At 60.2% G+C, this 12,488-nt stretch carries 8 protein-coding genes; 4 read left to right on the top strand and 4 right to left on the bottom strand.

The window, feature by feature from the left end; translation table 11 throughout:
* Positions 1-68 precede the first annotated feature (68 nt).
* Positions 69-464: a hypothetical protein gene (locus tag LZ496_RS07715; protein WP_249904065.1), complete on the bottom strand. Its 396-nt coding sequence runs from the start codon at positions 462-464 to the stop codon at positions 69-71.
* Between the two features lie 391 nt (positions 465-855).
* Here LZ496_RS07715 and LZ496_RS07710 point away from each other — a divergent pair, with 391 nt between their 5' ends.
* A complete protein-coding gene (locus LZ496_RS07710; protein WP_249904064.1) occupies positions 856-1,794 on the top strand; it encodes a hypothetical protein in 939 nt (312 codons plus the stop codon).
* 21 nt (positions 1,795-1,815) lie between these two features.
* On the opposite strand, the gene LZ496_RS07705 is transcribed toward LZ496_RS07710, so the two are convergent.
* Positions 1,816-5,178, bottom strand: a complete 3,363-nt coding sequence (locus LZ496_RS07705) for a metallophosphoesterase family protein (protein WP_249904063.1) — start codon at positions 5,176-5,178, stop codon at positions 1,816-1,818.
* A gap of 297 nt (positions 5,179-5,475) precedes the next feature.
* On the opposite strand from LZ496_RS07705, the gene LZ496_RS07700 reads away from it, so the two are divergent.
* Positions 5,476-5,982, top strand: coding sequence for a hypothetical protein (locus LZ496_RS07700; protein WP_249904062.1), 507 nt, complete (start codon positions 5,476-5,478; stop codon positions 5,980-5,982).
* Between the two features lie 65 nt (positions 5,983-6,047).
* On the opposite strand, the gene lepA is transcribed toward LZ496_RS07700, so the two are convergent.
* Positions 6,048-7,886: a translation elongation factor 4 gene (lepA, locus tag LZ496_RS07695; protein WP_249904061.1), complete on the bottom strand. Its 1,839-nt coding sequence runs from the start codon at positions 7,884-7,886 to the stop codon at positions 6,048-6,050.
* A gap of 166 nt (positions 7,887-8,052) precedes the next feature.
* Here lepA and LZ496_RS07690 point away from each other — a divergent pair, with 166 nt between their 5' ends.
* The gene (locus LZ496_RS07690) at positions 8,053-9,249 is read left to right on the top strand and encodes a hypothetical protein (protein ID WP_249904060.1); all 1,197 of its coding nucleotides are present in this window, start codon (positions 8,053-8,055) and stop codon (positions 9,247-9,249) included.
* Positions 9,250-9,358: 109 nt separating this feature from the next.
* Positions 9,359-12,214 (top strand): M16 family metallopeptidase, encoded by a 2,856-nt coding sequence (locus LZ496_RS07685; RefSeq protein ID WP_249904059.1) that lies wholly within the window; start codon positions 9,359-9,361, stop codon positions 12,212-12,214.
* A 34-nt stretch (positions 12,215-12,248) separates the two neighbouring features.
* On the opposite strand, the gene LZ496_RS07680 is transcribed toward LZ496_RS07685, so the two are convergent.
* A complete protein-coding gene (locus tag LZ496_RS07680; RefSeq protein WP_249904058.1) occupies positions 12,249-12,449 on the bottom strand; it encodes a methylated-DNA--[protein]-cysteine S-methyltransferase in 201 nt (66 codons plus the stop codon).
* Positions 12,450-12,488: the final 39 nt, after the last annotated feature.

The following is a 12,488-nucleotide window of genomic DNA, read 5'->3' as shown; positions in this document are numbered from 1 at the left end:
ACCTAGCAAAACAAAATGGGTCCCCGCTTTCGCGAGGATGACGAAAAGGGGGTGCCCGGCGGCTCGTCTCAGGGCGCCGCCACCGCCCGATATTCGCGACCTACCTGCCGATACCATTCCCCGCTGCAGTGATAGTATGACGCCCCACCCTCGATCATCTTCATGCACGGGCTGGGGAGCCTGTCGTACAGGGCGCCAAGCTTATAGGGCTTTCGCGGGGGAGGCGGCGGTTCGGGCGGCGGCGCGGCGGGCACTTCCTTCACCACCTCCCGCTCGATCACATGAACCCGCTCGACCACATAGACGCCGGGCCAGCCCAGGAAGCCGTTGGCAAGTGGCGGTTGCGGCGGCGGCGGCGGCAGGTAGCGAAAGCCGCCGCCCACGCCCGGAGACTTGGCGTCGGCGACTGGAGCCAACATCACGAACGCAATGGCGCCGATAGCCAGGAGACTCTTTCTGTGCATTTTCAGCGCCATAGCACAGGTGCGCGCACGACCCCCACTTTTCGTCATCCCAGCGAAATGACGAAAACGGACCATGCCCCACATGGTCCTGGTTTTCGTCATGGGATCCATGTCTCCGTCTAGCGCGCCGCCCCCCACTTTCGTCATCCCGGACCCCGATCCGGGATCCGCCTTAAATTTCGTCATCCCAGCGTAGGCTGGGATCCATGTTTCCGTGTGGCGAGCCGTCATGGGAGTGAATCCCATGACGTCAGTCGGGCTCGGCTGATGCCGCCCCGCTGGCCGGCTCAAATCGTCTCTTCGACGCAATTTCACTCCGCTTCGCTCGCCGAAATTGCGCTCGGCGAAATTTCGCTGTCCTACACGCCTCAATTCTGTTCCATCCTGCCAGATGACCCCACCGAACCTCACCGCCCCGCCGGCCACCGGCCCGTCGCCGGACGCCATTCCCGACTTCGCCACCCTCGCCGCCGATCCGGAGATCGCGCCGCTTCTTTCGTTCGAACCGGTCGTCCGCAAGGTCAGGCGGCCGGACGGCTGGACGGATGAGCTGCAGCGGGAACTGATTGCCCGCCTCGCCGCCACCGGCACCGTCCAGGCCGCCGTGTGGCAGATGGGCAAGCATTCGACCGGCGCCGAGGCGCTCTACAAGACGCCCACCGCGACCAGCTTCCGCGCATCATGGGACGCCGCGGTCATCATCGGCCGCCGCCGCAACGGCCTCGACTCGCGGCCGCCCTATGCCGGCCCGGTGCCCGGAATCACCCGGCGGGGCGCGTCGGCAGGACCGGCGGCCATGGCGGCGCCCGACGACGATAGGGAGGAGGAGAGCGCCGAGGAAAAGTTCAGGATGGTCGAGCATCTCTTCGTAAAATGGCTCGGCAAGGTGGAGCAGGAGCGCGAAGCCCGGCTCAATGGAGACGTGGTCGCCGCCGACCTCTACCTGCGGCAGCTGACCTTCTTCGAAGTGGCCTTCGACCTGGTCGCCGAGGGGATCGGAATGGATGCCTTCACCCTCATGTCCCAGTTCCGCCGAGGCGGCCTATCCATCGTCGAGATCGCCGCCACCCCGTTCAGCCAGCTGCTGGACGAAAAGCGGCGGGAGCTATGGGCGAAGATGGAAGAACCCAAACGCCCCGAATACCCACCCGCCCGCTACCTGGTGTCGAAACCGGGCTTCTTCACGCAATCGGGACATCAGGCGCTGAGCAAGGAGCAAAAGGAGCTGCCGCCCCGGGATCAGGAGCATGCGCTTAAAAGGCTGTGGGCGGAGGAGGCGGAAAAACAATTGGCTTGGGAACGGTCGCAGATCGGGCCGAACGCTATTTAACTTTAGCCGTGCTCTATCTTGTTATCCCGGACCTGTCTCAAGATCCGATTTAGTGTTCGATTTGGCCGCAGCTTCAATGACGTCCTGCCCCAATACTACGGAAACGCGAACCACAAAATAAGCCCCGTCCCTACTTACCTTTCTGACGTCACGTTGAATTAGACTGTTGGCCATTCGGGTGAGCTTGGCCAAATACTCTAGCTCTTTCTTCTCTGACCCGTTCAGACGCCAAATAAACGAGCTGTGTCGGAATAAATTCAGGAGATTTTCTGTATCTCCATTTGACTCGAACAATCGCCATAGTGCGCTGTGACAACGATTAAATAAGTGGAAGAGACGCTCATTGTGCAGGAAGTGATAGGACTTAATTAGCTTATCTCGCTCATCCGATGTCAGTTCTGCTGGGTCACCTACCAAGTTTGCCAAGCTCACGATTGCTCGGGCGCCATTATAAAAATCTGAGTTTGTATTTGATACGACCTGCCGTAGCAGATCTTCGGATTCCATCGTGTTGTCTTCTCCTTCATCCGCCAAAGTGATTAGGAGATTATTGGCAACGATTGGCGAACTGCGCGTTTGAGCTTGAGCCAGTAGACTTCTAAGCTCCGATCGCCTCAGTTCGTCATCTTCTATCTGTTCTGCGAGTATCACTCTAGCCTGAAGTGCGGGGCTAGATGATTTATCAATGGCTATAGCGCGCTCGGCAGCCTCTGCGGCCGCAGGTTTATCTCCAAGCTTTTCGCAACATAGCGCCAGGCTAAGCTCCGCAATCTGCCTCTGGCTTTTGCTTAGGGACGCCAAATTAAGCCCTTCAAGCGTTGATCTTGCCTCACTCGCCCTTCCGGACATTCTCAAGCTGCGTCCGTACTCAAACTTTAGAACTTCAAGCTGATCATCGAGGCAATTTACGCCCTCCGCGATGTGAAAGAACGCCTCGCAGAAGGACGCTGCTGCTCTAAAGTGATCGCCATGCATAAGATTAGCGACAAATGAAACGGCAAGGCGCAGTGCAGATTCAATTGATAACGATGATCCTTCACCAATAGCGCGCCGAGCTTGCCGCAGGATGAGAGTGCCGGAATTTTCAATTTCGTAGGAATCTGCGAGCGGGTTTGAAATGCGCTTCCCAGTCGGAGATCGTGCTATGTCTCCCGTCGCCCAATCTGAACCAAAATAGAGATCCAGAGCACGTCGATCTATTGAAGATTCTGTCGCTTCGTCGAGGGTTTCACGGATGTATTCCCTAACGACACGTGGAACCATTAGCGCCTTCGCGTCTTCGTTTTTCTCCGGATCATTCAGACCGGTCAGTGGAACCGTGTCTATTAGGGCTCGCTCAAGCAACGATCTTGCGTGCGTCGGATGAAACGGGTGGGGTCCCAGGAAGCGCTTTAGCCTGGATAGCTGCTCGCCTTGAGGGAGCGCGGAGAGCGCTAGAAGCAGGTCATAAGATCGCTTCTCCAAGCGATCGTCAGAATTAGAAAGCTCGGCGACAGTCACTACGAGTGAGTCTGGTACGTCCGCAGCATGCGCAATATTGTTTACGATGTCAGGATTGGCCTCGATAAGATCGTCGACGGAAACAATTTCAAGATCCCGCAGAGCCGCATCCAGACGCGTAGGCACGCCATTCGTATGGCGAAATAGAAGTGCCACAGAATTCGGCTTGGCATATTTATCCTGACCGCCCTCTGCTTCGCGGACGTAAATCGCAACATCGGCTTCATCCAATGGCTTTAACTCTATCGCGTTGGATATGAAGCTCGGGCGACGTCGAGACCTTACAAACACGAAGCTCTCTGGCGCAAAGTCCGAAATTAGATCGGTCAGCTGGTCAATATCTTTTTCAACGGCGGATGATTCACCGTCGTTCTCTGTGGTAGTTGGAACATCATCTAAAAATACGATACTTGGGCCATTGTCAGCGATAGCTGAACATATGTCGTGAAAATCGGAACCTAGCCTCGTTTTCAGCCCATCAAGAAAATCATTTCTTCCGACGTATTGACTAAAATCGATCCGGAATATGGAACCGATATCGACACCAATCTGGTGCGTTAGGGACGACAGAAATCCAATCTCGCCCATACCCCAATCGGCTACAACCCATGCGCGCCTGCTTTCCCTAAAGCTCGTAATGCAGCTCCTTTGTTCTACCTTTCGAACATTCCGGTGCCCCTTTGATTCTTGAATCTTCAATCTGATTAGATCAAGTTCAAACGATTTTGATAAATCATCATCGCTGGCTGGGAATGAATCGTTCCACTTTTCAGCCCTAATGCTATTATTTGGGCTTAGTTCTTCCTTCAGAGTATTCTTTTGTACTTCGTAGGTTAGAGAATAGCTCCCCGTATCTTCGTCAATGTCTTGGGACGTGTCGGGGGCAAATTTCCATGCCCCATCTGCAGTCTTAACTAGTCGCCGGGGCCAAGTCGTTAGCGTTCGGCCCGACGATCCAACTTCGAGCAATGATCCGGAATAGCCCTGAATGCGCTGTAAGCTGCCATCGCCAAACGTCTCCATTCCAAACAAAGATGGGGCTTGAACGCTCCGTTTTGACAAACTTCCACCGAATGCGATGGTCATTGAGGCTGGCTCATGCATGTGTCCGAAGAGGTGAGCGTCAAAGCGACCTGAAGGATTTATGTCATTTTCCCACTGTTCCGCACTCTGCGGGTGCAGCCAGTTGGGGGGATGATGGGTGACCAAGAAATTGGCGCCATGACCTGACACCCAGTCGTCTGGCGCGTCGTTCGTTACAGCCAATAATTGCCGTACATCTACATCTAATTGCTGGTGATAGTTGCCTGCCCCAATCTGGAGCCAAGCAGAGTTAAGGGCAACAACACCTGTAGAATGCCCTTTGGCTTCAAATATATATGAAGCATCGCCTGGCAGGATTCCAGTTGTATGGGGGGCCAAATGAACGCCGTCTGCAATTAGTTTGCTCTGAAACTGCGAGAAATTCTCAAAAACACTCTTGATAAACTGCCGATACCCCTCGCTGTCACTCCAAAATCGGTCCCGCAACGAGGCGTCTCGCCAGTACTGGGATAGAGCATATGCTGGGGGAGCTAACGCGTCGGGTCGGAGTAGATCGTGGTTTCCGGGAACCACAATTAATTGCGACTCTCCGCCAAGTTCATTTATACGCGCAGAGATTCGGCTAATTTTTTCGTAGAATTGGTCGTACTGTTCGCTAACGCCAGAAAATGCCAAATCCCCACTAAATATAATTAAATCGCATCCGCCCATTCTTTTGATGGATTTTTCAAGGTCTGCTGACAACGCATAATCGGATCTTGGCCACTTCTCTCGAAGTTCCTTCATACCAATATGCATATCACTGAAATGCAGCATTCGAAGTTTGTAATTACTCGGCATCCGTAAAGCGCCCCTAACTAGTCCGAGCCTGACGACCATAAGAAATTAACAAAAAAGGGAATAGTCCGTCACGAAGCTAATCCGTGACATCGATAGTCTCGGCTCCGTCGCATGTCATCCGAACTTTGCCATCTCTTCGACATTAGCTCATCGCGCATTGCGTCCACCACCCACCCAACATAATCTCCGCCCCCGGGGGGTGCTTAAACAAACGTCATAACAAGGCTGCAACTCCGGTCGGTTGCTTGGCCTTTCCCCCCGCAAGGTCGCGCGCGTATCGCGCGGGAGGGGGTGTGCATGAACCGTATTTTCACAGCAGGGCTGCTGATGCCTGCGCTCGCGCTGGCGGGCTGTTCTTCAAAACCACGCGAGTTCACGCCGACGCTTGCGGCTCCGGCCGCCGGCGCTCCGGCTGCCGATGCTTCCGCGCTGGACGCGGCTTATGAGGAGTGCCGCCAGCTGATGGTCGAAGGCAAGCTGGACAGCAGCGGCCGGCTCGCCTCCGGCGCGGCTGGCGTGGCGGCGGGCGGGGCGACGATGGCGGCCGGTGCCGCCGCCGCCAGCAGCGCCGGGCTCTACGGCGGAATGGCGCTGGCCAGCGCGACGGTCGTCCTCATTCCCGTGGCCCTGATCGGCGGCGCCTTCGGCATGTCCCGCATCAAGCGCGGCAAGAAGGAAAAGGCGATCCAGGAAGCCATGACCGGCTGCCTCGCGGAGCGCGGCTATACCGTCGCGGGCTGGACCAAGGCGGGGAAGAAGCCGACCACGGTCGGGGGCGAGCCGGTGGCTGCTCCTGCGAAGTAGGGACTCAGAAAGTACAGGCGGATCCCGGATCCAGTCCGGGATGACGAAAGAGGGGATGAAAGCGTCTAGCTTTCATCTCCCATTCTGAGCGCGGCGATGAAGGCTTCCTGCGGGATGCTGACCGAGCCGTACTCCCGCATCTTCGCCTTACCCTTCTTCTGTTTCTCGAGGAGCTTGCGCTTACGCGTCGCGTCGCCGCCGTAGCATTTGGCGGTGACGTCCTTGCGGAGCGCGCTCAAGGTTTCGCGGGCGATGACCTTGCCGCCGATCGCGGCCTGGATCGGGATCTTGAACATGTGCCTCGGGATCAGCTCCTTGAGGCGCTCGACCATGCCGCGGCCGCGGGTCTCCGCGTTGCCCCGGTGGACGATCATGGAGAGTGCGTCGACCGGCTCCTCATTGACCAGGATGCTCATCTTGACGAGGTCGCCCTCGCGCGTCCCGATCTGGTGATAGTCGAAGCTGGCATAGCCCTTCGACAGGCTCTTCAGCCGGTCGTAGAAATCGAACACCACTTCGTTGAGCGGTAGCTCATAGGTCACCTGCGCGCGGGTGCTGGACCCGTGGCCGACGTAGGTCAGGTTCTTCTGGATGCCGCGGCGGTCCTGGCACAGCTTCAGTACCGCGCCCAGATATTCGTCGGGGACATAGATGGTCGCCTCGATCCACGGCTCGTCGATGGTCACGATCCGGTTGGGATCGGGCATGTCGGCCGGGTTGTGAAGCTCGATGGTCTTCGCGTCCTCGGTCTTCGATTTCGAAAGCGCGATCTTGTAGACCACCGACGGCGCGGTGGTGATGAGGTCCAGGTCATATTCGCGGGTCAGCCGCTCCTGGATGATCTCCAGGTGGAGGAGGCCGAGGAAGCCGCAGCGGAAGCCGAAGCCAAGCGCCGCGCTGGTCTCCATCTCGAAGCTGAACGAGGCGTCGTTGAGGCGCAGCTTGTAAAGGCTGTCGCGGAGCTTTTCGAAGTCCGCCGCGTCGGTCGGGAACAGGCCGCAGAAGACGACCGGCTGGACTTCCTTGAAGCCCGGAAGCGCTTGTGCCGCGGGCTTTTTCGCATCGGTGATGGTGTCGCCGACGCGGGCCTCGCTGATCTCCTTGATCTGCGCGGTGATGAAGCCAATCTCGCCCGGGCCGAGTTCGTCCAGCTGCTCGATCTTCGGGGTATGACATCCGACCCTGTCGACCAGGTGGGTGGTGCCGGCCTGCATGAACTTGATCTGCGCGCCCTTCTTCAGGACGCCGTCCATGACGCGGACCAGCACGACGACGCCGAGGTAGGGGTCGTACCAGCTGTCGACCAGCATCGCCTTTAGCGGCGCGGCCGGGTCGCCCTTGGGCGGCGGGATCTTGTCGACGATCGCCTGCAGCACCTCGTCGATGCCGATGCCCGACTTCGCGCTCGCCATGACCGCGTCCGACGCGTCGAGCCCGATGATCTCCTCAATCTCCTCGCGAACCTTCTCCGGCTCCGCGGCGGGCAAGTCGATCTTGTTGATCACCGGCACGATCTCATGGTCATGCTCAATACTCTGATAAACATTCGCCAGCGTCTGGGCTTCCACGCCTTGGGCCGCGTCCACTACTAGAAGTGCGCCTTCACAGGCGGCGAGGCTGCGGCTGACTTCATAGGCGAAGTCGACGTGGCCGGGGGTGTCCATCAGGTTGAGCTCGTAGGTCTCGCCGTCCGCGGCCTTCCACTTGAGGCGGACGGTCTGCGCCTTGATGGTGATGCCGCGTTCCTGCTCGATCTCCATATTGTCGAGCACCTGCCCGCGCGTCATCTCGCGCTCGGTCAGCCCGCCCGTCCGCTGGATCAGCCGGTCGGCAAGCGTCGACTTCCCATGGTCTATATGCGCAATGATCGAGAAATTGCGGATTAAATTCAATGCTTTAGACAAGATATGATGCTCGGACGGAGGATGTTGAGCGGCGGCCTAGCAGAGAGGAGCGCCGCTGTCATCGGCTGCCCATTGCTGCTCCAGGTTAAGCTTCGCGCGTGACAAGGCGCCGGTGCCGCCGCTAGGAAAGGAAGCCGCCGATGTGATCGCGGCTAACGGGGGCGTTATGAACAGACGGATTTTGCTTTCGGCCGGCGTCGGTGCGCTGGCGATTTCGGCGGCGGCTTATGTGGCGGCGCAAGCGGCTCCGCCGCCGCCCATCGCCAATTACTGGGTCGATGTCGCGACCAGCAGCGGGATGGGCGCGGGGATGAGCCCGGGATCGCGGCCGAACATGAGCCAGATGATGAGCATGATGCAGGGCGGCTCGTCGGTCAGCCACACGCTCGACCTGCGCCTCGCATCGCGGAACAAGGCGCCCGCTCCCGCCGCGAACCATTTCGTTCCGCAGGGCCTGCAGATGGGGGCGAGCTTGCCGCTGGTCACTCCCGCCGTTTCGAAGCCGGTGCGCGAAACTCCGTCGACGCCCTATCAATATGAGCAGCCGAAGGGCCGCATGCTGGTCTATTGGGGCTGCGGCGAGCACGTCGGGCCGGGCCAGCCAACGGTGCTCGACTTCGCGAAGATGGCCGCCGGCCAGATCCCGCCGGGCATGGCGGCGTTCGCAACGATGGGCCGAGCGGCCACGCCGCCGCAGGCCGGGCAATCCGCGGGCTTCGGGCAATGGCCGAACGACAAGGATTCGCGTCCGGTGCCGGTACAGGGGTCGTTGCTCGGCGCCCATCGGGTGGAAGGTAATTACTCGCCGCCGATCGGCTTCAGCCTGGCGGCCGGACAGGATTTCATGTCCGACCTTGGCCTCAACGAAAGGCAGCCGCTGCCGTCGGGTGCGGTGACGCTCGGCTGGCGGACGGCGACCCAGGCCACGGGCTATGCGCTGACCATGTTCGGCAGCGCGGAGAATGGCGATGTCATCGTCTGGACTTCGGCCAACAAGGCCGCCGCCGCCAATCTTGATTATCTTCCGCCAGCGGAAGTGAAGAAGCTGATCGCCGCCGGTCAGGCGCTGCCGCCATCGGCGAACCAGTGTGTGCTGCCAGCGGAAGTCGCGACGGCCTCTCCCGGCGGCGTCATCATGATGATCGGATATGGGCCGGAAACCTTCTTCGCCGAAGCGCCCAGGGCGCCGAAATGGGCGGTTCGCCTGCGCTACAAGTCGACCGCTTCGCTCATTCGCGGAATGGGCGGGATGGGAAGCATGCAGGGTGGTGACGGCCAGCCCGCGCAGCCCGGTCAGCCGGTGAAGAAAAAGAAGAAGAAATTCGGCATCGGCGACATCCTCGGCAACGTGCCCATTCCTTGAGGTGCAACTCCTGTCATCGGTCGAGCCAGCCGTGCCGTTGATCGAACATAGTTGCATCGCGAAAACTCGCGGCTAGGCTCCGCCCAAAATATGCTTGGGGAGTGATTTCATGAGTTTAGCCAATCGCCGCCTGTCCCTGCTGCTCGCCAGCGCATCGCTGCTCGCGGCATGCGCGCCCAGCGCCCAGGTGGAATCTGCTGCGACCCACGACCTGGTGGCCGCCATCGCGCCCGCTCAGCCGGTTCCGGCCGAGGCCGCGCCCGTATCCGCGCTGGTCAGCCAGGTATCCATTCCGCACCAGTCGTTCGTCCTGGACAATGGCCTGACCGTTATCGTCCATGAGGACCGCAAGGCACCCGTGGTCGCGGTTTCCATGTGGTACAATGTCGGTTCGAAGGACGAGCCCAAGGGCAAGACCGGCTTCGCCCACCTGTTCGAACATATCATGTTCAACGGCTCGGAGAATTTGCCGGGCGAATATTTCGAATATCTAGACCATCTCGGCGCGACCGACGTCAACGGTACGACCTGGTTCGACCGCACCAACTATTTCGAGACCGTTCCGCGCGGCGCATTGGAACGTGCATTGTTCATGGAAAGCGACCGCATGGGCCATCTGCTCGGCGCGGTGACGCAGGGCGTTCTCGATAACCAGATCGGCGTCGTCCAGAACGAGAAGCGCGAAGGCGACAACCGGCCCGGCGGGCTGGTCGATTATGAGGTGCTCGCCAACCTTTTCCCCGACGGCCATCCTTACCAGCATGACACGATCGGCTCGATGGCCGATCTCGACTCCGCTTCGCTCCGTGACGTGAAGCAGTGGTTTCTGGACAAATACGGTCCCAACAATGCGGTGCTGGTCCTGGCCGGCGACATCAACGCCGCCGAAGCGCGTCCGCTGGTTGAGCGCCAATTCGCATCCATCCCGCGCGGCCCCGTCAACAATCCGGCGGCTGCCGATGTGCCGACGCTTGCCGCGCCCAAGTCGATCGTGATGAAGGATCGCGTCGCCGCGGTTCAGGTCCAGCGTCACTGGGCGGTTCCGGGCCTGCTGTCGGACCAGCTCGCTGCGCTCGATCTTGGCGGATCGATCCTTGGCGGCCTTGCCAGCTCGCGCCTCGACCGGATCCTGGTCCGCGAAGAAAAGCTCGCGGTTTCCGTCTCTGCCGGGCTCCAGCCGTTCCACCGCATCGGCCTGTTCCAGATCAATGCGACGGTGAAGCCCGGTGTCGATCCGGCGGTTGTCGAAAAGCGGCTGGACGAGATCATGGCCGATTATCTCGCCAACGGCCCGACCGATGATGAAGTTCGTCGCGCCGCGACCCAGGACGTGGCCGGCCGCATCCGTGGGCTCGAGCAGGTTGGCGGCTTCGGCGGCAAGGCCGTCGCCCTGGCCGAAGGGCAGGTTTATGCCCAGGACAGCGACTTCTACAAAAAGAACCTCGATGCTTATGCGGCAGCCACTCCGGCCCAGATCCGCACCGCGATGCAGCAATGGCTCAGCCGGCCAGCATTCAGCGTCCGGCTGGAGCCGGGCGATCGCCCGCCCTATGTCGAGGCGAAGGGCGTAAAGAATGCCAAGGTTGCCGACATCGCCACCAAGAAGGCGGCGCGGGTCAAGCCGGCAGTCGGCGAAACGCCGCCGCTCGATTTCCCCGACGTGCAGCATGTCATTCTGTCGAACGGCATGAAGCTGGCGTACGCCCAGCGCACCACGGTTCCGGTCACCCAGCTCGCAATGTCCTTCGACGCCGGCTTCTCCGCCGACGTGCCCGGCCGCCGCGGCCTCCAGAACCTGACGCTGGGCCTCCTCAGGGAGGGAGCGGACGGTATGTCCAGCCAGCAGATCGCGGAAGAGCAGGAGCGGCTCGGCGCGACGATCTCCGCCGCCGGCACTGCCGATCGGTCGAACGTCACCCTGTCGGCACTGTCGGCCAATCTCGGACCGTCGCTCGACCTTCTGGCCGATGTGGTCCAGCGGCCCGAGTTCGCGCAATCGGAACTGGACCGCGTCCGCGCCCAGACCCTGACCGCGATCGCGCAGGCGCAGAAGGAGCCGGGACAGATTGCCGCACGTGCCCTGCCGGCACTGCTCTACGGCGAAGGCCATCCTTATGCGACCACCAACCTCGGCGATGTCGCTGCGGTCACCGGCTTCACCCGCGACGATCTCGTCAGCTTCCATCAAAGCTGGCTGAGGCCGGACAATGTCGAGCTGTTCGTTGTTTCCAACCTGCCGCTCGCCGAAGTCCAGTCGCAGCTGGAGTCGCGGTTCGGCAACTGGTCGGCCCCGGCAGCAGCCAAGGGCGTCAAGAACTTCGGCGCCGCGCCGGCGCGTCCGGCGACGTCGCGAATCGTGCTGATCGACCGGCCGGGTTCGCCCCAGTCGGTAATCCGCGGCGGCCAGCTGACCTCGGTCGATCCGTTCGGTGACGTAATACCTGTGACGTCGGCTAACGATGCACTGGGAGGCAACTTCCTCGCGCGCATCAACATGGACCTGCGCGAAACCAAGGGCTGGTCCTACGGTGCGTTCGGCGGCTTTGGACTCAACGTCCATGCCGTGCCCTATCAGATCAGCGCACCGGTCCAGGCGGATCGGACCGCGGATTCCATCAAGGCGATCAACGAACAGCTCACAGCTTTCCTGAGCACCAAGGGAATCACGCAGGAAGAGATCACCCGCACGGTCGCGAGCAGCGTCCAGGAGCTTCCAGGACGGTTCGAAACCGGCCCGGCGGTGCTGGGTGCGATGATGACCAATTCGCTCTACCGGCGTCCCGACAATTATTACGAGCTGCTTGCGCCAAAGTATCGGGCGCTGACCCAGGCCGGGCTGGATCAATCAATCCGCGCGGCGGTCAGTCCCAACGGCTTCGTCTGGGTGGTTGTCGGCGATGCGGCGAAGGTGAAGCCGCAGCTGGATAAGCTCGGCATCCCGGTCGAGGTGATCGAGGCACGTTGATCGATAGCGGCCCGGCTGCGTTCGCAGCCGGGCCCTAGAGAAGAAGCGACGGCGATTCTCGTTCCAGCAATTTGCGCTTTCGCTGAACACCCCAGCGATAGCCGCCGATCGATCCGTCGCTTTTGATGACGCGATGGCAGGGAATGATCACGGCGATGGGGTTATTCGAACAAGCTTCGGCCACCAGCTGGGCCGGCGATCGATAAGCTGCCTGCTTGTCGGGATTCTTCATCATGACCTCCGCAAAGATTGCGGAAGGTCATGCGTCGATCCT

The sequence above is a fragment of the Sphingomonas caseinilytica genome, from assembly GCF_023516455.1.
Classification (GTDB): Bacteria; Pseudomonadota; Alphaproteobacteria; order Sphingomonadales; family Sphingomonadaceae; genus Sphingomicrobium; species Sphingomicrobium caseinilyticum.
The sequence above is the reverse complement of the archived record's forward strand: the minus strand, read 5'-3'. Positions and strand labels throughout refer to the sequence as shown.

What these genes read in the sequence shown, in the direction of transcription:
- LZ496_RS07690 (WP_249904060.1), top strand. Translation starts at nt 8,053, where the DNA reads ATGAACAGACGGATTTTGCTTTCGGCCGGCGTCGGTGCGCTGGCGATT.
- LZ496_RS07680 (WP_249904058.1), bottom strand. Translation starts at nt 12,449, where the DNA reads ATGATGAAGAATCCCGACAAGCAGGCAGCTTATCGATCGCCGGCCCAG.
- LZ496_RS07705 (WP_249904063.1), bottom strand. Translation starts at nt 5,178, where the DNA reads ATGCCGAGTAATTACAAACTTCGAATGCTGCATTTCAGTGATATGCAT.
- LZ496_RS07710 (WP_249904064.1), top strand. Translation starts at nt 856, where the DNA reads ATGACCCCACCGAACCTCACCGCCCCGCCGGCCACCGGCCCGTCGCCG.
- LZ496_RS07715 (WP_249904065.1), bottom strand. Translation starts at nt 464, where the DNA reads ATGCACAGAAAGAGTCTCCTGGCTATCGGCGCCATTGCGTTCGTGATG.
- LZ496_RS07685 (WP_249904059.1), top strand. Translation starts at nt 9,359, where the DNA reads ATGAGTTTAGCCAATCGCCGCCTGTCCCTGCTGCTCGCCAGCGCATCG.
- LZ496_RS07700 (WP_249904062.1), top strand. Translation starts at nt 5,476, where the DNA reads ATGAACCGTATTTTCACAGCAGGGCTGCTGATGCCTGCGCTCGCGCTG.